Source organism: Microcystis panniformis FACHB-1757, assembly GCF_001264245.1.
Lineage (GTDB): Bacteria > Cyanobacteriota > Cyanobacteriia > Cyanobacteriales > Microcystaceae > Microcystis > Microcystis panniformis.
In genome coordinates this window covers 1,224,647-1,247,813 of sequence record NZ_CP011339.1, presented here as the reverse complement: position 1 = coordinate 1,247,813, position 23,167 = coordinate 1,224,647, and the positions used below count along the sequence as shown (strand labels likewise).

The 23,167-nt window shown below is 44.0% G+C and carries 17 protein-coding genes and 2 pseudogenes; 10 read left to right on the top strand and 9 right to left on the bottom strand.

The genetic code is table 11. The annotated features are described in order from the left end of the window. Positions 1 to 299: 299 nt before the first annotated feature. Together VL20_RS06080 and VL20_RS06070 are read right to left on the bottom strand one after the other, a co-directional pair. Positions 300 to 1,340, bottom strand: coding sequence for a fatty acid desaturase (locus tag VL20_RS06080; protein ID WP_052275936.1), 1,041 nt, complete (start codon positions 1,338 to 1,340; stop codon positions 300 to 302). Between the two features lie 517 nt (positions 1,341 to 1,857). Further along, positions 1,858 to 2,772 carry a Sll0314/Alr1548 family TPR repeat-containing protein gene (locus VL20_RS06070; protein WP_052275934.1) on the bottom strand — a complete coding sequence of 305 codons (915 nt, stop codon included), beginning with the start codon at positions 2,770 to 2,772 and terminating at the stop codon, positions 1,858 to 1,860. Positions 2,773 to 2,857: 85 nt separating this feature from the next. Here VL20_RS06070 and VL20_RS06065 point away from each other — a divergent pair, with 85 nt between their 5' ends. Both VL20_RS06065 and rsmG read left to right on the top strand, forming a co-directional pair. Next, positions 2,858 to 3,505 carry an ABC transporter ATP-binding protein gene (locus VL20_RS06065; protein WP_002786686.1) on the top strand — a complete coding sequence of 216 codons (648 nt, stop codon included), beginning with the start codon at positions 2,858 to 2,860 and terminating at the stop codon, positions 3,503 to 3,505. Positions 3,506 to 3,646: 141 nt separating this feature from the next. Further along, a complete protein-coding gene (gene rsmG / locus VL20_RS06060) occupies positions 3,647 to 4,324 on the top strand; it encodes a 16S rRNA (guanine(527)-N(7))-methyltransferase RsmG (RefSeq protein ID WP_052275933.1) in 678 nt (225 codons plus the stop codon). Between the two features lie 2 nt (positions 4,325 to 4,326). Here rsmG and cax read toward each other — a convergent pair whose 3' ends face one another. The 4 genes from cax to VL20_RS06040 form a co-directional block, all read right to left on the bottom strand. Further along, entirely contained in the window at positions 4,327 to 5,415 is a 1,089-nt protein-coding gene (cax, locus tag VL20_RS06055; protein ID WP_052275932.1) for a calcium/proton exchanger, read from the bottom strand. Positions 5,416 to 5,442: 27 nt separating this feature from the next. Beyond that, on the bottom strand, positions 5,443 to 6,066 hold the full coding sequence (locus VL20_RS06050; RefSeq protein ID WP_052275931.1) for a YdcF family protein: 624 nt from the start codon (positions 6,064 to 6,066) through the stop codon (positions 5,443 to 5,445). A gap of 157 nt (positions 6,067 to 6,223) precedes the next feature. Beyond that, positions 6,224 to 7,708 carry a site-2 protease family protein gene (locus VL20_RS06045; RefSeq protein WP_081417900.1) on the bottom strand — a complete coding sequence of 495 codons (1,485 nt, stop codon included), beginning with the start codon at positions 7,706 to 7,708 and terminating at the stop codon, positions 6,224 to 6,226. Between the two features lie 112 nt (positions 7,709 to 7,820). Beyond that, on the bottom strand, positions 7,821 to 8,918 hold the full coding sequence (locus tag VL20_RS06040) for an RRXRR domain-containing protein (protein WP_052275930.1): 1,098 nt from the start codon (positions 8,916 to 8,918) through the stop codon (positions 7,821 to 7,823). A gap of 266 nt (positions 8,919 to 9,184) precedes the next feature. Here VL20_RS06040 and VL20_RS06035 point away from each other — a divergent pair. Both VL20_RS06035 and thiL read left to right on the top strand, forming a co-directional pair. Next, positions 9,185 to 9,855, top strand: a pseudogene (locus tag VL20_RS06035) (MBL fold metallo-hydrolase). 39 nt (positions 9,856 to 9,894) lie between these two features. Next, positions 9,895 to 10,862: pseudogene (gene thiL / locus VL20_RS06030) on the top strand (thiamine-phosphate kinase). Positions 10,863 to 10,865: 3 nt separating this feature from the next. Here the strand turns inward: thiL and ffh are convergent. Continuing rightward, positions 10,866 to 12,302, bottom strand: coding sequence for a signal recognition particle protein (ffh, locus tag VL20_RS06025; protein WP_052275929.1), 1,437 nt, complete (start codon positions 12,300 to 12,302; stop codon positions 10,866 to 10,868). 170 nt (positions 12,303 to 12,472) lie between these two features. Continuing rightward, positions 12,473 to 12,856, bottom strand: a complete 384-nt coding sequence (locus VL20_RS06020) for a hypothetical protein (protein WP_052275928.1) — start codon at positions 12,854 to 12,856, stop codon at positions 12,473 to 12,475. A gap of 84 nt (positions 12,857 to 12,940) precedes the next feature. On the opposite strand from VL20_RS06020, the gene hslO reads away from it, so the two are divergent. The 6 genes from hslO (at position 12,941) to VL20_RS05990 (ending at position 22,813) form a co-directional block, all read left to right on the top strand. After that, on the top strand, positions 12,941 to 13,855 hold the full coding sequence (hslO, locus tag VL20_RS06015; RefSeq protein WP_002759591.1) for an Hsp33 family molecular chaperone HslO: 915 nt from the start codon (positions 12,941 to 12,943) through the stop codon (positions 13,853 to 13,855). Positions 13,856 to 13,918: 63 nt separating this feature from the next. Then, positions 13,919 to 15,874 carry a coiled-coil domain-containing protein gene (locus VL20_RS06010; RefSeq protein ID WP_052275927.1) on the top strand — a complete coding sequence of 652 codons (1,956 nt, stop codon included), beginning with the start codon at positions 13,919 to 13,921 and terminating at the stop codon, positions 15,872 to 15,874. A gap of 636 nt (positions 15,875 to 16,510) precedes the next feature. Then, positions 16,511 to 17,722 carry a pentapeptide repeat-containing protein gene (locus VL20_RS06005; RefSeq protein ID WP_249264936.1) on the top strand — a complete coding sequence of 404 codons (1,212 nt, stop codon included), beginning with the start codon at positions 16,511 to 16,513 and terminating at the stop codon, positions 17,720 to 17,722. Between the two features lie 110 nt (positions 17,723 to 17,832). Next, complete coding sequence (locus VL20_RS06000; RefSeq protein ID WP_052275925.1) at positions 17,833 to 19,476, top strand: Ppx/GppA phosphatase family protein; 1,644 nt, start codon at positions 17,833 to 17,835, stop codon at positions 19,474 to 19,476. Positions 19,477 to 19,799: 323 nt separating this feature from the next. Further along, the gene (locus VL20_RS05995) at positions 19,800 to 21,449 is read left to right on the top strand and encodes an alpha/beta hydrolase (RefSeq protein ID WP_052275924.1); all 1,650 of its coding nucleotides are present in this window, start codon (positions 19,800 to 19,802) and stop codon (positions 21,447 to 21,449) included. A 176-nt stretch (positions 21,450 to 21,625) separates the two neighbouring features. Beyond that, positions 21,626 to 22,813 (top strand): RNA-guided endonuclease InsQ/TnpB family protein, encoded by a 1,188-nt coding sequence (locus tag VL20_RS05990; protein ID WP_052275923.1) that lies wholly within the window; start codon positions 21,626 to 21,628, stop codon positions 22,811 to 22,813. Positions 22,814 to 22,858: 45 nt separating this feature from the next. Here VL20_RS05990 and VL20_RS05985 read toward each other — a convergent pair whose 3' ends face one another. Then, entirely contained in the window at positions 22,859 to 23,149 is a 291-nt protein-coding gene (locus VL20_RS05985; RefSeq protein ID WP_002786666.1) for a DUF3082 domain-containing protein, read from the bottom strand. Positions 23,150 to 23,167: the final 18 nt, after the last annotated feature.

Sequence of the window (23,167 nt, the reverse complement as noted above, 5' to 3'; positions counted from 1 at the left end):
TGATCAGTAAACAGTAATCAGTAAACGGTGGCCAGTAAACAATAATCAGCAATCAGTGAAAAGACATTAGGAAACTTCGATTTAATACTGTCACGGCTCTTCTCGACTTTGTATGATAATTTTTGCTTATAGAATCGTGAAATATTTACTGGGAAAGACTTTTAGGACTATTTTGCGGATATTCTATCAGTATAGACCCCGTTTCCACACAGAAACCAGAAGAGCCAAATCTGATAACTTACCCACTGATAACTGATAACTGATCACTGATAACTGATAACTGATCACTGATAACTGATTTAACCGCGGCTTTCCTTAAAGGTTTTGTAGGCGGTTTCGGAGTCGAAAATATGGCAATAATCAACGATTCGCTGCATTAATGCCCAAGAAAACTTGGTTTCTTTCAGGTGACTCCCCCAATTTTCTTGGAGACTAGCGTGAACTTTGCGGAGGTTATAGGAAGGAATCGCCGTCGAGATATGATGGGGGATATGGACATTAATATCGTGACAGAGAATTTCTACCCAACGGGGATAGCTACAGTGAACTGTCCCTTCTAGTTGCGCTAAAGCTTGATTCCAGTCTTCGGGATAGGAAAATTGAATATCGGGGTCTGTGTGATGGACAAGGGTAAAGGTACTCATCCAAAAATGATAGACAAACCAAGGTACCACCCAAAATTTAACCAATCCCCAAACACCAGTGTAGAAAATTAGGGTTGGGAAAAAAATAGCGGCAAAAACTAGGACGACAATCATCGAAAAGCGCGCTTTTTCCCGTTCGTTCTCCTTGAATTGTTCGATGTTGAAGTGTAGAATCGCCCAGTGGGCGATCGAACCGAGCCACCAGAAACGGCCGCGAATGCCGCGATAAAAGAGACGCACTAAGGGGTTGGCCGAGTTAAAAGCTTCTAATTCCCACGGATCCCAAGCATTATCTATCGTTACCATGTTAGTTTTAGCATGATGGCGATCATGGAGGAAACGCCAGCAGTGGAAGGGATAGATAAGCGGTAAGAGGAAAATATGACCGACAAGATCATTAACCCAGGGTCGATTAGAAAAAGACCGATGACCGCAATCATGCGCGATCACAAAGAATCCCGTTAAAGCTGTACCCGTAAAAATCCAAGCTAAAGGCAGTAAATACCAGGGAGAATAAACTAGCATTGCATAACCCGCAATGACCGCCAAAATATTCGTAATCACACCAAACCAAGCTTTAACTGGGTCTTTCTGGAAATATTCTTTGGGAATGCTTTGAATAATATCTTTCAGTTTAAAGTCTGGCTCGATCGAGGTGATCAACTCCCCATGCAATTTATCCGTCGTTGCCGTCATGAAATCTCCAATTACACTTAGGTGAACCCTTGACAAGAAATTAGCTAGGAGGTTTGGCTAAATTCTGCCCTATACCACAAGCCGTCTTTTTTGTCAATATATTTTTAACTTTAATTAATAAACTTCTGCGAAGCTTAATAATCCTTTACTTTATATACCATAAGAGGAGATTTTCTGTTTTGGCAAAATTTGACGGCGGGTGCATCTCATTTCTGTAAATCTACCAATTGGGATTTTTACGGGGAAACCCCCCTGCTAAAATCGGGCGTTGTTTCTGATTTTACCACTCAATCCCAGCTTTTGGGGGGTTATACCCCCCAAACCCCGGAGCGCATTAGTTTTTCGGTGGGATGCTTACACGCAGCTGCTGATACATTTGTCATCATCTAAGAGTCACTGATAATTGCTGATTGTCGGTATTCCTGCAAATCTGCGATGCAGCCTTGACGACTGCCTCTTGCCTTCAAAAACTGATAACTGATAAAAAAAACAAATATTGACTATTTTTAGGCGTTTTTTAACGATTAGCGGTGTTTTCTAGGGATTTAATCTCCTCCTGTACCTTACGGTGTTCGCGATTTAACTGTTTTTTAACTGATTCGGGGAGTTGTTCCTGTTTTTTCAGGGCATTATTAAAGTAATCTAGTGCCAGTTTCAAAGAGCCGGTATTTTTATCCGTATTGCCTTGAATTCTCAGGATTTGACCCTTCAGATACATTAATTCTGGATTATCGGGGGTCGCTTTCAGAGCGTTATCGATAAACCGCAAAGCCTGATCATACTGCTTTAAATCCCGGTAAGCTAGAGCTATACCTCGATCAACCAAGTAATCAGGACTCCCGTATGTTTCTAGCCGTTGAATTGCCTCTTGGGGACTAGAAAAGGGCAGATTAACCGCTAAAATCAAATCCATATAACCCTTTAACAGGTTCAATTCCGGATCCGTAGGACTAACCTTTTCTGCGGTTTCCAAATACTGAAACACCTGTTGTAATCTGGGGATAGCCGATACTGCTCCTTCGGTTTGAAAAACGTAGGTTCCCTCCAAAAAACTCCCCACCGCGAGATACAAATTTCCCCTTAAAGGGTCGCTGTCCTGCATTTGTTTGGCCGCTTCCTTAGTTTTCTCGGAGTAGGTTTTGAGGGTGTTCCAATCCTGGTCGGTAAAAGCAAGAGAGGCACGCATAGCATGGGACAAAGGTTCTTGGGGTTCCTTTTCTGTGGCCTCAACAATTAATTTTTTTGCCTCTAGATAATTACCTTGTTTAAAAATAGCGTTAAAAGCGGCCTCGGTCTTATCACCAATCGGTCGGGGATTGGTTTTGCGGAAAGGATCTCCGGCCAACCCGGGACCAATCCAGTTAACCACTACCATAACAGCCAGCGAAGCACCGATCGCCATTTTTTTCGTTAAACCTAACCTCAGCACCATGGTCAAAAGTCTCCTTGAGCGAATGAAAAAATCTGTCACAATAGAAACGGGTTTCTAGACTTAATTTCCAGTTATTTTCCTGTCAATGCTTTATCTCAAAGATGTGGTTTATCATCCCCCCGCTGCCCTCAATCCCATTTTACAGGGGATTAATCTCGAATTAGCACCCCAAGAATTAGGTCTGATTGTTGGCCCCAGTGGTTCTGGAAAAACGACTCTTTTGGAAATTCTAGCAGGCTTTGCCGATAAAACAGCAGGGACGATTCACTGGCGCGACCAAGAATTAACGGTACTGCACCTGCAACAATTAGGAGGAATCGTTTTTCAGTTTCCTGAACGTCATTTTTGCGGTAAAACCATCCTTGAGGAGTTGCGTCTCGGTCATCCAGAGATTAAAAGCGATCGCCTAACGGCGGCCTTAAAGGAGGTAGGATTAGAAAATATTCCTCTGGATACTTCTCCCCACAATCTTAGTGGAGGTCAACAGCGTCGTTTATCTCTCGCTGTCCAGTTAATCCGGCAGCCTAATCTGTTACTTCTCGATGAACCTACGGCCGGTTTAGATTGGTCTATGCGTCGTCAATTGGCTAAACTTCTCGCTAGTCTCAAACAACACTGGACTTTATTAGTAGTTAGTCACGATGCTGGGGAATTATTGCCTATTGCTGACCGTCACTGGAAAATTGAACAAGGACATTTGAGGGAAGTAAAAAGTGAAAAAACAGATAGTTGAGATTTTAGGGTTTTGAGGTTTTAGGGTTTTAGGGTTTTAGGGTATTGGGGTTTTTAGTTGAAATTCCCCACTTCCCCACTTCCCCACTTCCCTCATACCTGATAACTGATGACTGATAACTGATAACTGATAACTGAATTAATGATCCTTCCTGAATTATTTGACCTTTGGCAAGAAACCCTAGAATGGCAACCCGATGGGGCCATACAAGCGCGATTTCAACAACTTTATGAGTTGATTTTAGAGGGTAATCAACGTTTTAATCTCACCCGAATTACCCAACCGGAGGAGTTTTGGGAAAAACATCTTTGGGACTCTTTATCGGGTTTAGCTTGGTTACAAAAATCCCAGCCGGATCTATTGACAAAATCCCTATCAGTCATTGATTTGGGGACGGGGGCCGGATTTCCGGGGGTGCCAATTGCGATCGCATATCCCCATTGGTCGGTGACTCTCTTGGATTCCACCCAAAAAAAGATTAATTTTCTGGAAGAAGTTATTGACAAATTAGAGTTAAATAACACGAAAACTCGTTTAGGTCGGGCGGAAATCGTCGGGAAAAACCTTAAACATAACTGTGCTTACGATATCGTCTGTTTGCGAGCGGTAGGTAATGTGGATATCTGTGTTAACTATGCTTTGCCTTTCCTGAAAAAGACCGGAATCGCTATTCTCTATCGTGGTCAGTGGTCGTCGGAGGATAGTTTAAGTTTAGAGAAGAATCTAGAGAAAGCCGGCGGTAAAATCCTCAAAATTGCCAGTTTTACCACTCCCTTGAGCCAAAGCATCCGTCATTGTCTATATATCTGCAAGGGATAACTCTAAGCGGTGAGAGGATGAAAAAAGAAAGCCAAGGCCAGGATAGTATATGTAGCTAAGAGTAACATTCCTTCCAACCAATTCGATCGCCCATCACTACTAATCGAATTAGCCAACCACACCGCTACAGCCACTGCCACCAACTCAAAGGGATTAAAATTTAGATCCATGGGCTGACCGATAATATAACCCATGATAACCAAAACCGGAGCCACAAACAGGGCGATCTGCATACTGGAACCGACGGCCACAGATACCGACAGATCCATTTTATTCTTAAGGGCGACGGTGACAGCCGTAGCGTGTTCGGCCGCATTACCGATAATAGGCAAAAGAATCACCCCGGTAAACAGTGCCGTTAAACCTAGCTGTTCCGTAGCCTCCTCTAGGGATGCCACCAATAACTCCGATTCTACGGCCACGGCGATAGTAACGATCAATAAAATCAAAGACCAAAACCAGATTTTCGGCCTTGCGGTGCTTTCTCCGGTGCTTTCCTCCTCGATACCAGCAACCCCGACATCGTAGAGATAGGTGTGGGTTTTCATGGAAAATAAGAGACTTAAACCATAGACGAAAATTAACACCGCTGCCACGGCCACGGATAGACGTTGCAGGACTGCTTCCCCGACTCCCGTGGAGGTAAATTCCACGGCAGTGGGTAAAAGGAGCGCCACCACCGCCAAATTCATGGCTGAAGCATTTAAACGAGCAGTTATTGGTTGAAATTCCTGTTCTTTGAAGCGTAAACCGCCTAAAAACATCGATAATCCCATAACTAAGAGTAAATTACCGATAATTGAGCCAGTAATCGTCGCTTTTACCACATCGATAAAACCTTCCCGCAAAGCGACATAGGCGAGAATTAATTCTGTGGCATTGCCAAAGGTGGCATTCATCAAACCGCCAATATTTGGCCCAACCACCACCGCAATCGCTTCGGTGGCTTCCCCCATGTAGGCCGCTAGGGGGATAATGGCTAGACAAGCGGTGATAAAAACAACTGTTCCGCCCCAGTGTAACAGGGAACCGGCGATCGATATAGGCACAAAAATCAATAAGATGGCGAAAATGGTATTTTTGCTTAACATAAAGTGGGTAATTTTGTCAAGATAATTTTATTTTGATCGGAGATGGGAACTAGAAGCGGATTCTAGCCAAAATTCCCCAGTGGAACCGCTTATTACCCATAATATTGCCCTAAAACCGTCTCTGAGGGACTTTTCTAGGGGTTCGGGGGATGATTGGGAGGGAACAGTCACCGGTTTAATCATAATTCCGCGACTACCAAAAACAATTTCTCCCACTAATCGCGCCCTTCTCATGTGATTATCGGAAGTGACTAGATAGACACTATCAATACCTTGGGCTTTCAGTTGATCGGCTAGGCTAGTAAAGTTAGTGACAGTATCTCGCGCATTGTAATCGAGATGGAGACGTTCTAGGGGAATTCCCGCTTTTTTAAAAATCTTTTTCACATATCGTCGCGGACTACCGGAAGATACCCAAATCGGTAGATCGGGATATTCCTTAGCTAATTTTGCCGCAAAACGTTCTCGAGCGGCATGACCTCCCAAAACAAAAATCGCTTCCGGTTTTAGCCACTGCTGACGTAAATCGTGGTATAACCAGCCTAAACTCGCCAAAATTAGCGGAATAGCCAGCAATTTTAACCTAGATTTGCCTAACTTCGCTTTCAGAGAAACTCGCTTTTTTCTGCGAGAATTAGCCTTGAGAACCATATATCAGTGATCGGTGATCAGTTGTCAGCCTTCAGCTTTGTGGATTAAAGTGATCGAGGGTGAGGGTCATCGAACTCACATTGACGTAGGAGATAGGGATTTTATTCCCCAACTGACCGATAATTTTCCTGGAACTCAGGTTGATTGATGCAGTCGCTTACATTCCCCACCAACGGGCCACCGCTTCGGGAAGGGGTAGCAAAATACTTAATAACAAAGCTAGGGAAAATAAACCTAATAAATCTCGTTTATTATCCAATTCGGTGACATCATTTAAAGCAGGTTGATCGCTGACTGGCATTAATAATAGAATAATCGCCCAGAGTAAAAAATCTGGTTGCACTAGGGCTAAAATAAACAGGAATAATCGAGTTAATTGACCGATAATTACGGCGGTTTTCTGCCCATACATGGCGTGAACAATATGACCACCATCCAATTGACCCACGGGCATTAAATTTAGGGCTGTAACGATAATTCCCACATAACCTGCCACCGCTAAAGGATGTAAATGGATCGCTTTTCCGGCGATTAAATTACTGCCGAGGGCTAGTTTAGCTAGGATAGACAAGAGAAAAGAAAACTGCGGATTTAAGGCCTGAAAATTTAATAAACTGCTTTGATTAGTTAGGGGAACTATTTCCGAGAGGGACAATCCCCAAAACAGTAGAGGAATAGCGATAATTATACCCCCCAAAGGACCGGCCACCGCCACATCAAATAAAGCTTTGCGGGTGGGTACAGGGGATCGCATTTGAATAAAAGCCCCGAAGGTGCCTAGGAAGAAAGGAATGGGGATAAAATAGGGCAAAGTAGTTTTAATTTTATATTTAACTGCTGTCAAATAATGGCTGAATTCGTGCAGTCCTAAAATAGCAATTAAGCCTAAACTGTAGGGTAAACCTTGCAATAATAAACTAGAATTATTTTCTAATTGTTGGGTGGTAATGCCACTTAATCCCGCACCGATGACCGTGGTAGTTAAGAGAGTTAATAACAATAAACCCAGGGCAAGAAAGGGGCGAGTAATTTTTTCAGTTTCTATAGTTTCTGTTTTTTGCTGCCAGGGATTAGCCACAAGAGCGAAAAAAGGTTGTCCCTGAAAACTTTCTTGGAAAAGCAATAAAAAGCGATCCCCAAAAACCTTCTCCACATTGTTTTTAATCACTTGATAAGCTTCTTCGGGAACCGCTCGCAATTTGCCCCGACAGAGAATTGCCTGGGGACGATAATCGATATTTTGCAGATAATAAACACCCCAAGGAAAACAATCTCTTAGGGATTTTTCCTCTTCGGCAGTGATCGGTTTTAAATCATTTTTAGGTGCAGGATTATCAATATTTTCTAGGACTAAATTCGCTGTTTTTGGTGGTGATGGGGGGCCTTCTTGGGGAGTAACCCGCCCCCTTTGTACTAACCACCAGTACAAAAAAGGGCAGATCACAAAAGGACCGAACAGCAAAAATGCCGGTATGGGAGTATCCTCTCCATAGATTAACGTCCAGCCGGTCCAAATTAGAGCCGGAGTCATCAGGACTAACCAAATTAACCAAACTGGTGTTGTCGTGATTTTGGCCACGCTACGCTTGACGATAAAATAAGTGAAACCGCCAAGAATCCCTAATAACAACCACATTTCCATATCGGCTCTTTTCTCTTGAATAAAAAGCGGCTAATTTCAGCCGGCCTGGTCATCGAAAAACTGGGTCTGAAACCCCGCCCTTTAGCGATAGCGGAGGGCGGCTTTACATAAGTTAGCGAGAAACAATTAAACCGTTAGAACGACGAATTAACTGAATCTTACTAACAGCTATCTGTCCCAATCGTTTCCAACTGGTATCGCTTACAGATAGCTGTTTTTCGGTATCTCCACTAACATAACCAATTCCTTTGGGAGAAGAAACTAAATCTCCTTTACGGAACCCATGTCTTGTGGTAGAGCCACCATATTTACGTCGTTTACCACCTTTAGAAAAAACCATCAGGTGAAGTTGACGACGACTAATAGGAGGACGTTTGATGACAGCAAAGGGAGCGTTTGTTACTTTAACAGAACCCTTCCAATCATATCCATGTCCATTAGAATTGTGGAATGGCAAATAATCTAAAAATTGAAAACAGGCAAGAGCAATTCCATCGTTAGCATGACTTTCTGGTGATTGTTCTGCTTTATTTTTGGACTTTTCTAGTCGCAAATACTTTCTGAGATTAGAGGTTTGCCAACCAAAGCGAGTATGGACTGTTGCCAATTGAGATAGTTGCTCAATAGCCCATTTTTGTCCAACCATAACCGACGAGAAACCTTTTCCAGACTTAGCCCCTTTTCTACCGGAAGTTAAATCAATATCGGCTTTGACATACTCAAAGTAAATGTCAGTAATTGGATAGATTTTGGTTAGTTCGGAAACGACTCGAAGTTCAAGTTGACGATTAGCTCTGATTGAGGGGGCTAATTTTCCTTGTTTTCTATTTGAAAATCGTTTTTGTCGATGCGCTCTTAGATTAAAAGGAAGTTGACGGTTAATCCGTCTTCCTCTACGTCCTTTTCGCATTAACCGTCTATTGTCCATGCGCTCTCTTACTCGTTTAAAAGGAAGTTCTAAGTGAGCCTTCCAAAGAGTAAAAAGAGAGGATTGAACGCCAATTCCAGAGAATAATTTACCTGGGTCAATACCAATAGCAATCGGTTGGGTTTTACTATCGGAAGGTTCATCGATTAGCTGGACATAGAAAATACCTAAGTCGTTGAATTTGCCGATAGCTTTTCCTTCTTTAATCCACCGTCTAGCCCGACTGGGTTTGGTGGGCATTAACGGTTTTCCGTCTTTTGAAATAACAGGAACTCTTGCCATGGAGATAATCCTTAAGAGTAAAGTTAAAGTCCCTTACCGCAACACCATCAAGATGTCTTGTCTAACAACGCTTTACCAATAAAGCTGAGAGGGAATCCGAACTAGGGAAGTATTCGGAGGTCTGTACCAGATTGTGTCTCGATGCGGTAGTCTCTACTTGCGTCGCCTAAATTGGTTTAGGCAAGCTCCGTCCCTTTTATGGCTGGGTTAGTGACCGATCGTGCTAAGTTATAAACCGCATTGATTGTGATTTGGATAGGCAAACCATGCGATCGGAAACCGAATCGTCTCCTTTAGAGGTTAGCAAAACCACAAAACCCCCTCGATTAATTCTAGAAGGTTTATACGCTTTCTCGCCTAATCGGGAAACCCTAGGGGGAACCTCTTATCTTATTGTAGAAAATACTGGCAATATTCTGGTGGATTGTCCTGGCTGTGACGAGAGCGAGCGGGATTTTCTCCGAGAAAAGGGAGTCCGTTACTTATTTTTTACCCATCGCGGGGGTCAGGGTAAACAGAGCGATTCTCTGCAAAGTTGGCTTGATTGTGAGATTATTCTACAGGAACAGGAAGCCTATCTGCTTCCTCACCGTCAAATTACCGTTTTTCAGCAGCAAATCCAGTTATCTCCCACTTGTAGCGGTTTTTGGACTCCAGGCCATTCTCCCGGTTCCTCCTGTCTCTACTGGAACCGTCACGGGGGGTTTTATTTACCGGTCGTCATCTTCTCCCCGACACCAAGGGTCAACCGCAACCTCTACAGACCGCGAAAACTTTCCACTGGCCGCGGCAATTGCGATCGCAAAAGGCCATTTTAGACCGTTTTAGTCCGGAAACCCTCTCCTATCTTTGTCCTGGAGCTAATACCGGCTTTTTGCGCGGTCGGGGAATTATCGATCGCGCCTACGAAAAAATCAGCGCCAATCCTCTTAACTAAAGACTTTTTAGAAGCTGCATCGTTCAATTCTCAAACATCATGAATTTAACCGTTAAAGACTTAGGTGAACAGGGATTGCTACCGATTCTGCAAAAATATTGTCCTGCGGAGATTATCGGTGATGATGGGGCGATTTTATCCCTCAAAGACGGTTACTCTCTCGTTGTCACCACTGATGTTTTAGTCAATAACGTCCACTTTAGCGATCTTACTACCTCTCCGGAAGATGTGGGCTGGCGAGCGGCGGCGGCTAATTTATCCGATTTAGCGGCTATGGGGCAGAACCCCTGGGAATTACGGTAGGATTGGCTTTAACTCCCGATCTAGCCATCGATTGGCTAGAAGGACTCTATCGGGGTCTTAGCTCTTGTCTGCAAGTATATCAGACGGCGATCGTTGGTGGCGATGTCTGTCGGGCTACGGAGATTAACATCAGCATCACTGCTCTGGGACAAGTGGCAAAAAATGAAGAAATTAGACGTTTTAACGCAAAAGTGGGCGATAGTATCGTTATTACAGGTTATCACGGTTTATCGCGGGCTGGATTAGAGTTACTCTTGCACCCTGAAACCGGGAGGAATTTAAATTCCGCCCAAAAAAAGCGATTAATCCAAGCTCATCAACGCCCGCGACCGAGACTCGATTGCATACCACATTTACAAAAAATTGTCAAGCAATTTCCCATCGCGGGCATGGATAGCAGTGACGGGTTAGCAGATGCCATCATGCAAATTTGTCGCTGTAGTGGGGTTGGTGCCGAAATCGAGAGTATTCCCCTGCATCCAACCCTGAAAGAATATGTAGGAGCCGAAAAAGCTCTAGAATGGGCTTTATACGGCGGTGAAGACTTTGAGTTAGTTTTGTGTTTGCCCCCGGACAGTGCCAGAGAATTGCTGGAGCAAGTGGGGGAAGAGGGGGCGATAATCGGTCAAATTGTCCCGGGGAAAGAGATAAAATTAGCCGACGGTAGAAACCTCAGTTTAAGCTCTGGCTTTCAACATTTTTAGCCTCTATAAATCGCCAAAACCTTTCTTTTTCTTGATTTTCTTCGGTTTTTTCGGGCTGCCACCTTGACCGCGGAACCCCGGTTGATTGCCCCCCCCAAACATTCCGCCACCCATCCCAGGCATCCCCGGCATAGCGGGCATTTGTCCCCGTCCCATCTGTTGCATCATCGTTCGCATTCTGGTGAAATTAGCAATTAGTTTGCTAACTTCTGTTTCCGGATGTCCCGAACCTTTGGCAATGCGACGACGACGATTAGGAGACTTAGCCAATAAATCGGGGTTAGCGCGTTCCTCCGTGGTCATGGAATTAATCATCGCTTCCGTGCGTTTTAACTCTTTTTCGCCCTTTTCGATGTCTGTCCCGCTCAGTTTGCCCAGACCGGGGATTAACTTGAGGACTCCCCCCAGGGAACCCATATTTTTTAACAGCCGCATCTGTTTGAGGAAGTCATTAAAATCAAACTTAGCCTCTAAAATCTTGGCCTGCATTTTGGCCGCGTCTTCTAGGTCTAACTGTTCCTGAGCTTTTTCCACTAGCGTCAGGACATCACCCATATTGAGGATGCGACTGGCGAGGCGATCGGGATAAAATGGCTCTAAAGCTTCTACTTTTTCCCCAACCCCAACAAATTTAATCGGTTGTCCCGATATTTGCCGCACTGATAGGGCTGCCCCGCCGCGAGTATCGCCATCGAGTTTGGTGAGAATTGCCCCCGTGATGCCGATTTGTTGGTGAAAAGTGTTGGTAAGACTGGCCGCTTCCTGACCGGTCATCGCATCCACCACTAATAAAGTGTCGTCGGGGTTGACAATTTTCTTGATTTGTGCTAGTTGGCCCATCATCTGGGTATCTATCTGCAAACGACCGGCGGTGTCGATGATAACGGTATCTACGCCTAATTCTTTGGCTTTTTCCACACCTTGACGGGCGATATCGACGGGATTAGCCTGAGAACCCATCTCGAAGACGGGAACATTTATCTGTTTACCGAGGGTGATTAATTGGTCAATGGCCGCCGGACGGTAAACATCGGTGGCCACCATCAGACAGCTTTTGGACTGTTTGCGGAGATATAGGGCTAATTTGGCGGTGGCGGTGGTTTTTCCTGTCCCTTGCAACCCGGCCATTAAAATTACGGTGGGGGGTTTATCGGCCTGGGCTAGGGGAACGTTACTTTCCCCCATAATTTTAACTAATTCATCATAGACAATTTTGATAAATTGCTGACCGGGATTGACTCCAGAAATAACTTCAGCGCCGAGGGCTTGTTTCTCGACCTCAGCAATAAATCCCTTGACCACCTGTAGGTTAACATCTGCTTCTAATAAAGCCCGCCGGACTTCTTTGAGGGTTTCTTGTATATTGGCCGAGGAGATTTTATCTTGACCTCGTAATTTTTTCCATGCGTCTTCTAAGCGGTCGGCCAGTGCGTCGAACATAGTTTCGGAATTAAATTTTTAACTAGATCGATTTTATCTCAAATGTCGGGGGAAGACCCCTGTTCTTAGCCTGTCAATAGTCCCGGACCTGCATGGTGCGGCCAATCTCCCGGTGTAGGAGAGTGAGCAGCGGGGAGAGACAATCCATAATTGGGTTTTTAAAGTGCGATTTACTTTTGATTGCTCAGAAATAGTCGTAATTTCAACAAACTGAGAGTTTGACCGAGATTGAGGGGAAGGAAAGAAATGCCTTCTAAACGCGATTGTAACCAACCATCGCCCCAATACCATTCGTGATAGCCATCGATACCTTGACTCAAAAGCAAGCGTAAACACTGGTCATTGGCCAATAAAACCTGATGTTGTACGGGAATTAAACCTAACCAAGAGGTAAAAGTCAAACCTTCCTCTAATTTATCGGGTAGATTGGGCGAGAGCATTTGCGGCCACAGCCATTGACGGAGATGAGCAGTTTTGAGCAAACTATCCCGGATAGCCTGTTCACGGGCCGAGATTTCGATACGCAGCTGACTTTGTTGAAAATTGCCGAACATATTGTTGTCTGATAATTTTTGTTAAGTTAGTTAAAGAATAACTAAAAATCGGGACAGCGTTTTCCAAGGATAACAGTAAGTAGTATGGCAGATAAATTAATCCGCGCCACGGCCGCCGATGGCGGAATTAGAGTAGTAGGAGTGATTACCACTCGTTTAACCGAAGAAGCCCGCCAAAGACATAAATTATCTAACGTAGCCACTGCCGCTCTCGGTCGCACGATGGCATCGGCTTTACTCTTGGCTTCCAGTTTAAAAAAACCCGGTTCTAGGGTCAATATTCGCATTAAAGGCGACGGTCCCCTAGGCGGTGTTTTAGTTGATGCTGGACTCGATGGCACGGTGCGGGGTTATGTGGACTGTCCCCAGGTGGAATTACTCCCCAATGCTCAGGGTAAATTAGATGTGGGTCGCGCCGTGGGTAACAAAGGTTATGTGCGAGTCTTGCGGGAAGAAAAAGGTGAGGAGAGAAATGAACTTCAGGAAAGCATCGTCGAGATAGTTTCTGGGGAAGTGGGGGAAGATATCGCCTACTACCTAGACCAGTCGGAACAAATTCCCTCCGCTTTGCAAGTGGGGGTTTTTGTCGGTACGACCACAGGAGTAACGGCAGCTGGGGGAATTTTATTACAAGTTCTCTCGAAAGAGGCCGCCAGGGATGAGGTCTTGGTGGCTCGTTTAGAGTCGAGATTGCGAAAATTAACGGGATTTACACCCCTTTTACGAGCAGGAAAGGGTCTAGAAGATATTTTTCAGGAACTTCTCGGAGATATGGGTCTAGAAATTTTTCCAGCTGTGCAGATGCTGCGTTTTGATTGTGACTGCTCTTTTGAACGGGCCTTAGGAGCTTTAAAATTCCTTGGGGTCGATGAATTAAAAGACATTATCGAAAAGGATAAACAAGCGGAAGCCATCTGTGAGTTTTGCCAGGAAGTGTATAGTGCCAACGAGACGCAATTAATCCAATTAGTCGAGTCTCTACAAGCTGAATCTTGCTGAGAAGTTGGGCAATGAGCGCCCTTAGGGTAAAATCTATCTAAAATATCCGTCAGGGAGTCGTGAATGTTTAAAGGAAAAGAATTAACCAAAAATCTAGTCAAACGAGAATCGATTGACTCCCTGACTCGTTGGCCAGAGAAAACTAAGTCTTTTCTTTTTCTCTTTTGGTCCCGATACCAGCATCGTTTCACTTGGAAAGTTTGGGCGGCTTTATTTGTGGTCGTCTTTGGCGGTGTTGGCTTTCTCGCCACTTGGCAGTTATTAAATATGCAGAAGTCGCCCAATTGCCCCAAAATCTTCTGGCCTATTGCTTCTGCCTCCCTGCGTCTCTACTGCGCTCAACTTTCCGCCGATAGTCGCACCGTGGAAGGATTACTCGCAGCAATTGCCCTGGTGGAAGCTTTACCCGAGGACCATCCCTTGCGATCGCAAGTTAATCAACAGGTGGAAGAGTGGGCGCGAGATATACTGAATTTGGCTGAAAAAGACTATCAAGCGGGAAATTTAGAGCAAGCGATCACTAAAGCTCGTCAAATCCCCAATAATATGGCAGTAGCGGCAATTATTGAAGAAAGAATCGCTAAGTGGCAAGGAACTTGGACGCAAGGCAACGATATCTTAAGCAAACTAGAGGAAAATCTCCGCGCTTCCAACTGGAATCAATCTTTCCGCCTAGCAGTGGATTTATTGAACTTAAATAACGAATATTGGGCAACGGTTAAATATAATGAAGCGCTCGCTAAAATTACCGTCGCCCGGGAAGATAGCAGTAAATTAGATAATGCCTTTAATCTCTTTGCCCGGGGCGGTCTCGACAATTGGTTGAAAGTCATCGAAGAAGCTAGAAAAATTCAAGCCAGCAGTTATGCCTATCAGGAGGCCCAAAAATTAATCGGGAAAACCGAGGATAAACTAAAAGAATACGCCGAAAGATTAATTGAGCGGAAGCAATGGCAAGCTCTCCGGGATTTGGCTAACCAAACCCCCAAAGACCTCAAAATTAAAGAAGATGTCACCGATTGGTCTGTCTTGTCCGAAGCGGCCTTAGATGCGGAAGCTGGCACGGTGGACGGATTAGAAGCTGGCATACTGGGACTAGAACAAATCGACGCTTCTCGACCTCTCTATCAAACGGCCCTAGCTATGAGGGAACGCTGGCAGTTACAGGTACAGGATGTAAAAATACTGTCCGAGGCTAGAGATTTAGCACAAGCAGGTACAATCGGGCAGTATAGCGCCGCTATCGCAAAAGCGGGCGAGGTTCCCCGTAATAATCCCCTCTGGTCGCAAGCACAGCAGGAAATTGGCTCTTGGAATCGTCAAATACAAGTCATAGAAGACCGGCCGATTTTAGAACGGGCGCGGGAAATCGCTATCCCCGGCGATATTAATTCCCTCAGTAACGCTATTATTCAGGCGCAGGCTATTGGTAAAAATCGGGCCTTATACCGAGATGCCCAACGGGAAATTGACGACTGGCAAGTACGGATTGAACGCATGGAGGATCAACCCATTTTAGATCAGGCTCAAGCTTTGGCCAATCTCAAAGACTATAGCACAGCGATCGACACTGCCAATCAAATTCCCCCTGGTCGCACTCTTTCCGCGGAAGCATCCCAAAATATCCGTCGTTGGCGCCGAGAGTTGCGGGCCCGTCAAAATCTCCAACAGGCTAATCAATTAGCGGCGATGGGAACCGCAGAAGGTTTAACCCGAGCGATTGCTTTAGTTACCAATATTTCCACTAAAACCGATGCGGGTGTGCAACGGACTGAATTGCTGGAACGTTGGAGTTATCAGCTTTTGTCTTTAGCCACGGACCAAGCTAATAATGGCAGTTATCTGGAAGCTATTCGCCTTGCTGAATCCGTATCCCCGGAAAGTACCGCTTACAGTTCGGCTCGCTCCCAAATACGAGGCTGGCGCAATATTCTCCAACCTCCGGCCCCACCACCAATAGTTGAATCGACTCCCCTTTCCCCAGAGTCCCCGATAGAAGCACCAAGTCCGGGTCAATAATCAGTTTTAGGGGCTGTTTTTGCCGTGGATTACCCCTAAAAAAAGTCCCTCATCCCCAGGGGTCTGTCAAGTTAAATCTGTATTATACTAAATCCTGTTTACAAGGGATAGGATGGCGGAGGAGCGGGGAGAAACAATCCATAACTTGGGAGTTCATCGCACTATTCAAAACCGATTTAGTATAAATTGCCAACAAATAACCAAAGCCAATTTTAAAAAGATAATAAGTAGGTAGGCGTTAAAAATTATCAGACACCCCCCTTATCAAGGCTGTCCATTAGTCACATCTTTCTTAACATTTCAAACCTTTGTAGCACAACGCTTTCAAGACTCGGTTAACAATTTGTAATATTCTTTGTTGACACCCTTACTGACAAAGAAAAAACTGAAATCAAGTCAGGATAAGAGTTGGAGTGCTTAATGAAAAAATTGTTAAGAAAGATCCCTATAAGGGATAGAAGGGTAGGGTTGATTCATGAATCAACCCTACCATGAATTAACCCTACCATGAATTAACCCTAGGAATTAAGGGGGGGGATAAAGGGGGGATAAATCTTCAATTTAATTATAACCACTTACTTAGGTGTTATGAATTACATTAATCAATCAAGCAAAAAACAGACCTCCGTAATTTCTATGAAAGCAAGTGAGGTACTGGATTTATATGCCAAAGGGAAACGCAATTTTACAGGAGTAAAATTAAAAGGACAGTGTTTTCAGGGACAGAATTTATCGGGGGCTAATTTTAGTAAAGCAGATCTGCGTGGTACTAATTTTCAAGGGGCTATTTTAGAGAGAACTAAATTTACCGAGGCTAGGGCAGGATTACTAAAGCGCGGTCGGCTACAATTAATTTTAATTTCTTGGTTAATAGCGGCTATCTGCGGCTTTGTGTGGGGATTAGCTGGTTATTATCTAGCTTTAATGCTGGTGACAGATGTAAGCCAATTTAAAATCATTGCTGCGGTGATAATCACGATTTTATCCCTAATTTACGGAAGATTTTATCGTCAGCGAGTTGGGGGATTACCCTTAGTTTTATCCTTGATTTCTGGTCAATCAACAAGTTTTATCCTAGCAATTTGCATCAGCTTAATTTTAACTTTATTGACAGTAATTATCTTGGCTTTTCAAGGAGCATTAGCTGGAATAGCCGTGATGAATGTAACTTTTTCTATAGCTTTGATTGTTGGGTTTTGTGGTAATTTATTCACCGCTTATCTGGCCTGGTTGTCCCTAGAAGAATCGAGAGAAACAATCACGAAATCGATAGCAATTGCTTTTTTAGCCAGTCAAGGTACAAATTTTTGCGGAGCAAATCTTAAAGAAGCGGATTTCACGGGAGCGCAGTTAAAAGCCACTGATTTAAGGGCAAAAGATTTAACTAGAACTCGATTTTATCTGGTATCGGGCATCGAGCGAGCGCGCTGGGAAAAGACAATTTTAGCCGAAGTGGCGATGAGAAATCTTCTGGTTACTGGTCAAGGGGAAAATAAAGCTTATATTGGCTATAATTTTCGCGGACTAAATCTTTACGGGTTTAACTTCAAAAATGCCAACCTGACTAGGGCAAATTTGAGCGAGGCAAATTTAGCCTACGCTAATCTAGAAGGGGCAAATTTAGCCCATAGTAACGTGATGAGAGCCAATTTACAGGGGGCCACCCTGACGGGCGCTTGTATCGAAGCTTGGAAAATCGCCGAAAATACCAATTTAGAAGGGGTTGATTGTGATTATATCTATTTAGTCGAGTCCGAGGGAGAGCGCCGTCCCAGGGAGGGAGAATTTGGGGAAGGGGAATTCCGGCAATTGGCCCTGGAGCAGCGAAAATTGTATATTGACGAATAGGACAACTGCTATACAAAGCTAAAATTGCTGCGCCGAGGCGGACAATTAGAGGGATAATAAGACCAGCCTTAACACCTATCCCCCGACTGGTAACTGATCACTGATAAGCGATGGTGAATATTTCTAATCAAGTTACACCCAATTGGGGACTAGCGCCCCAGGCAAAAGTCCCCGATGTCCAAATCCTAGCGGCGATTGATATTGGTACGAATTCGGTTCACATGGTAGTGGTGAAAATTGAACCGTCTTTACCCGCTTTTACGATTATTGCCAGAGAAAAGGATACAGTCCGTCTGGGCGATCGAGATAGGAAAACCGGTAAATTAACCCTAGCGGCCATGGAAAGAGCGATCGCCGCTTTAAAACGCTGTCACGATCTGGCTATTAGTCTCCATGCGGATCAGATTATCGCTGTTGCCACCAGCGCCACCCGGGAAGCGGCCAATGGTGACGAATTTTTGGCTTTAATCGAGAAAGAAGTCGGTATTTCTGTAAATCTCATCTCTGGACAGGAGGAAGCGCGCCGGATTTATCTCGGTGTCGTCTCGGGGATGGATTTCCAAAACCAAGCCCATATTATTATCGATATTGGTGGCGGTTCCACAGAATTAATCTTAGCCGATAGTCAAGAAATTCGCTTTCTTAGTAGTACCAAAATCGGCGCGGTGCGTTTGACGCAAGATTTGATCACCACCGATCCCATTAGTACCACAGAATTAGCCTATTTAAGGGCATACACCCGCGGAATGTTGGAGCGGGCAGTAGAGGAAATTAAACATCATTTACAGCTGGGAGAAGTGCCGCGTTTAGTGGGAACTTCTGGGACGATCGAAACTTTGATGACTATCCATGCTTTGGAGAAATTAGGGGAAATTCCCAATCCTTTAAATGGCTATCAATTAACCCGCAAAGATGTCAAAGAATTAGTCAAACGTTTCGCCACTTTGGACTATCACCAAAGACTGGCAATTCTGGGGATGTCCGATAAACGGGCTGAGATAATTCTAGCCGGTTCGATCGTGCTTTTGGAAGCGATGACCATGTTAGATGTTGATAAGTTAGTTCTCTGTGAAAGGGCCCTGCGAGAAGGGGTAATCGTCGATTGGATGCTGACGCACGGTTTAATTGATAATCGGTTACTTTATCAGAGTGAAATCCGTCAGCGCAGTGTCTTGAAAATAGCGAAAAAGTATCAAGTTAATTTAGAATCGGCCGAGAGAATAGCGACATTTTCCCTGTCTTTGTTCGAGCAAACCCAAGCACAATTACATTCTTGGAATCAGGAGGCTAAAGATTTATTATGGGCGGCGGCAATTTTACATAATAGTGGTTTATATGTTAGTCATGCTGCCCATCATAAACATTCCTATTATTTAATTCGCAATGGTGAACTGTTGGGCTATACGGAAATAGAGTTAGAAGTTATCGCTAATATCGCTCGTTATCACCGCAAAAGTAAACCGAAGAAAAGACACGATGATTTTATGAAATTAACGGAATACTATCAGTATATGGTCAGACATCTAAGTGCTATACTGCGCTTGGCCGTGGCTTTAGATCGACGACAAATAGGAGCGATTAAAAAGATTGAATGTAAGTATGATCCCGAATATAGAACCCTACATCTGCATCTTTTTCCCAATAATGCTGAAGATGATTGTGCTTTAGAATTATGGAGTTTAGACTATAAAAAACCTGTTTTTGAGGAAGAATTTGGGGTGAAAGTAGTGGCAACTTTGGCATTTTTACCCTGAAATCATGAGCGATCAGTAGCTTGAAATCGGCAAGATGGAAATTTTCGAGACTTGTTACCTATTATTCTAGGTCAAGATTATCGATCGAGGTAAATTGATAAGTAGGTAGGCACAATTATTTGTAGGATGGGTTAGCGGTAGCGTAACATAATCGGGCGTTGGGTTTCATGCTTCAACCCAACCTACGTTCTAGGTCAAGATTATCGATCGAGGTAAATTGATAATTTTTGTTGATAGTCAAGCAAAAAAAACGTTAAAAACTGCGAAGTTACTGTTATAATCCAGAGGGAATAGGAACGCAGGAAGAAAAGGAGCAGAAAAACTTGTTGCAATTAGCCAAAATTGGCCGCTTGATCGCTCTGGGTTGCTTAGGAACGATACTGACTAGCTTTCCTGTCCTCTCGGCCGAGAGAATCACTTTTATCTTAGCGCCCTTTAGTCGTACCCTAGAAATTAGTTCCCTAGAAAAGTTTGCCAAAACTGGCAGAATTGACGCTAATCTAAGACAATATTTAGGTAATACAACTGCGGAACAACAAAAAGAATTTCGCCAAGCTTTAACCACAAGTAAAGAAATTAATCCCGTCCTGATCTCGCGCTTTTTTAACTCCACAATGGGGGAAGATATCCTCAACCTCTTAGGGGAACTGATCACCATTCAAGGGGGTATTAATGGTAAATTTGCCCTGCGTTCTGCCCTAATTAAATCAGCTTTTGAACCGGAAGGGGTAACTATTCTTAGCCTGCTGCGTAATCTGCCCACTAATATGCAGATTGATGTGACAAAAGTGCAAAGACTAGCTCGGGCGATCGATGTCGTCCTGAAAGCCACCACAGTATTCACAGAAAAGGTGGCGCAATTATCCTTAGAAGAAGCTAAAAAGGCCGGTGAAATTAATTTTACCGCTATGACCGACCCCCGACAACCGGGACCGCAACAAGTGGAACAGATGCGGCTGGATTTAACCGATAGCCGTCGTCAGAGGGAACTTTATCTAATTATTGTCAAACCCAAGGGGCAATTAACCCAGAAAACCCCCGTTATCGTCTTTTCCCACGGTTTAGCTTCCCGTCCTGAAGATTTTGTCCGACAAGCGGAACATTGGGCTAGTTACGGTTATCTCGTCGCCATACCCCAACACCCCGGCAGCGATACCCTACAGGTACAGAATCTACTCGCCGGTTTATCGCGGATGGTTTTTTATAGCAACGAATTTGTCAATCGTCCATTGGACATATCTTTTGTGATCGATGAATTACAAAGACGCAACGCGGGGGAATTTCAGGGGCAATTAGATTTAGATAATGTGGGAGTTGGTGGACATTCCTTCGGCGGTTATACAGCCTTAGCGGTGGGTGGAGCGACGATCGATTTCGAGAATTTACAACGGGACTGTCAAAGAAGATTAGCTTTTCTCAATGTCTCCCTCTTGCTGCAGTGTCGTGCTTTGGATTTACCCCGAGAAGAATACAATTTTCGCGATCCGAGAATCAAAGCGATTTTTGCGGTTAATCCGTTTAATTGGAGTATTTTTGGGGCTAAAGGACTGGCTAAGATCGAAATTCCCACTTTTGTAGCGGCAGGAACCTACGATCCCGCTACCCCCGCTATTTTTGAACAGGTGCGCTCTTTTCCCCTGCTCAACACCGAAAATAAATATTTAGCTCTGATTGAAGGTCAAGCTCACGTCGATTTTTCGGTACTAGATGCGGGAATTAACGAAGCGATCGAATCCATAGCCGATCTTACCCTGCCAGCACCATATCTGATCGATAGTTACGCCCATTCTCTATCTTTGGCCTTTTTTGAGGTGTATATTCGCAAAAACCCCGGCTATAAACCTTTTTTACAGGCGGCCTATTCCCAATATCTCAGTCAAGGCCAAGAGTTTCGATGTTTTCTGATTACCCGCGCCTCCTCGGCCGCTTTAGAACAACTCATCGAAGATTTTACCGCTCAAAATGTCCGTTAATCAGTTATCAGTTATCAGTTCACTGTTTACTGTTTACTGATCACTGAAAAGCTCCCCACTTCCCCACTTCCAATTCATAATTCATCGAAAATTTGGGTCTGAAACCCCGTCGTTCTACGACGGCTTTACTGTTAAATATGAGCATCGTTTACGAAATATATGCTAAAATGTGAGACATGGAAAAAGCCTACTCGTTTCGATTTTACCCAACACCCGAACAAGAGTCGCTATTGCGGCGCACATTGGGCTGTGTAAGATTAGTTTACAATAAAGCTCTCCACGAACGAACACAAGCTTGGTACGAAAAGCAAGAAAGAGTAGGCTACGCTCAAACTTCTTCAATGCTAACCGAGTGGAAAAAACAAGAAGAATTAGACTTTCTCAATGAAGTAAGCTGTGTACCCTTACAACAAGGGTTAAGACACCTACAAACAGCTTTTACCAATTTCTTTGCTGGTCGTACTAAGTATCCTAACTTTAAGAAAAAACATCAGGGAGGAAGTGCCGAATTTACCAAATCTGCTTTTAAATTTAAAGACAAACAAATCTATTTAGCCAAATGCACAGAACCTTTACCTATTCGATGGTCAAGACAAATACCAGAAAGCTGTGACCCAAGTACAGTAACAGTCAGATTACATCCTTCTGGACGTTGGCATATTTCAATTAGATTTGATGACCCAACGATTAAGCCTCTACCAGTAACAGATAAAGCCATCGGAATTGACTTAGGAATTAGTAGCCTTGTGATTACCAGCGATGGTGACAAAGTATCTAATCCCAAGCATTTTAAAAACCATTATCGGAGACTGCGAAAGGCCCAAAAAAGCCTTTCTAGAAAACAGAAAGGGTCAAAAAATCGGGAAAAAGCAAGAATCAAAGTAGCAAGGATTCACGCTCAAATCACCGATAGCAGAAAAGACCATTTACATAAGCTAACCACTCAATTAGTTCGTGAAAACCAAACGATTGTGGTTGAGAATTTAGCCGTCAAGAATCTGGTCAAAAACCCCAAGTTATCTCAGGCAATATCTGACGTTAGTTGGGGAGAAATCACTCGACAATTAGCCTATAAATGCCGTTGGTACGGCAGAAATTACATCGAAATAGATAGATGGTTTCCTAGTTCTAAAAGATGTAGTAATTGTGGGCATATTGCTGAGAAAATGCCGTTAAATATTCGAGAATGGGACTGTCCAGACTGTGGGACTCACCATGACCGAGATATTAACGCCAGTAAAAACATTTTGGCCGCAGGGCTTGCGGTGTCAGTCTGTAGAGCGACCATAAGACCAGAACAGAGTAAATCTGGGGCGGCAGGTGCGGAACCCCGCAAGGGAAAGAAGCAGAAACCTAAATCGTGAGGTTTGGGAATCACCGTCCGTTTACGGCGGCGAGGATGTCAAAATTTATGTTTGTTGAGGGCGTTTAAGCAGTAATTGGATAGCCAAAAGAATTAAACCAATGGTGACAAAAGCAAAAATAAAGGTTCCTAGAGAAGCTAAACCAAAAACTAAAGTGCGGACAGCACTGCCAATTCTCAAGGCGATCGGACTGTGAGCAACCATTGGTTTTGAGTAAAAAGAATGACCGATCGCTGCTGTGAGATAATAGAGAATTGTCCCCAATGCTGCCGAAATTGCCGCACCAACCAAACAGCGAGTAGGAGTAACTTTTTTGGTTTCTAATTCTGTGGTCATTCCTTTTTAGTCCTCAAA

Excerpts from the sequence above, each read along its gene's own strand:
- VL20_RS06080 (WP_052275936.1), bottom strand. The coding sequence starts at position 1,340 with ATGACGGCAACGACGGATAAATTGCATGGGGAGTTGATCACCTCGATC.
- VL20_RS06070 (WP_052275934.1), bottom strand. The coding sequence starts at position 2,772 with ATGGTGCTGAGGTTAGGTTTAACGAAAAAAATGGCGATCGGTGCTTCG.
- VL20_RS06065 (WP_002786686.1), top strand. The coding sequence starts at position 2,858 with ATGCTTTATCTCAAAGATGTGGTTTATCATCCCCCCGCTGCCCTCAAT.
- rsmG (WP_052275933.1), top strand. The coding sequence starts at position 3,647 with ATGATCCTTCCTGAATTATTTGACCTTTGGCAAGAAACCCTAGAATGG.
- cax (WP_052275932.1), bottom strand. The coding sequence starts at position 5,415 with ATGTTAAGCAAAAATACCATTTTCGCCATCTTATTGATTTTTGTGCCT.
- VL20_RS06050 (WP_052275931.1), bottom strand. The coding sequence starts at position 6,066 with ATGGTTCTCAAGGCTAATTCTCGCAGAAAAAAGCGAGTTTCTCTGAAA.
- VL20_RS06045 (WP_081417900.1), bottom strand. The coding sequence starts at position 7,708 with ATGGAAATGTGGTTGTTATTAGGGATTCTTGGCGGTTTCACTTATTTT.
- VL20_RS06040 (WP_052275930.1), bottom strand. The coding sequence starts at position 8,918 with ATGGCAAGAGTTCCTGTTATTTCAAAAGACGGAAAACCGTTAATGCCC.
- ffh (WP_052275929.1), bottom strand. The coding sequence starts at position 12,302 with ATGTTCGACGCACTGGCCGACCGCTTAGAAGACGCATGGAAAAAATTA.
- VL20_RS06020 (WP_052275928.1), bottom strand. The coding sequence starts at position 12,856 with ATGTTCGGCAATTTTCAACAAAGTCAGCTGCGTATCGAAATCTCGGCC.
- hslO (WP_002759591.1), top strand. The coding sequence starts at position 12,941 with ATGGCAGATAAATTAATCCGCGCCACGGCCGCCGATGGCGGAATTAGA.
- VL20_RS06010 (WP_052275927.1), top strand. The coding sequence starts at position 13,919 with ATGTTTAAAGGAAAAGAATTAACCAAAAATCTAGTCAAACGAGAATCG.
- VL20_RS06005 (WP_249264936.1), top strand. The coding sequence starts at position 16,511 with ATGAAAGCAAGTGAGGTACTGGATTTATATGCCAAAGGGAAACGCAAT.
- VL20_RS06000 (WP_052275925.1), top strand. The coding sequence starts at position 17,833 with ATGGTGAATATTTCTAATCAAGTTACACCCAATTGGGGACTAGCGCCC.
- VL20_RS05990 (WP_052275923.1), top strand. The coding sequence starts at position 21,626 with ATGGAAAAAGCCTACTCGTTTCGATTTTACCCAACACCCGAACAAGAG.
- VL20_RS05985 (WP_002786666.1), bottom strand. The coding sequence starts at position 23,149 with ATGACCACAGAATTAGAAACCAAAAAAGTTACTCCTACTCGCTGTTTG.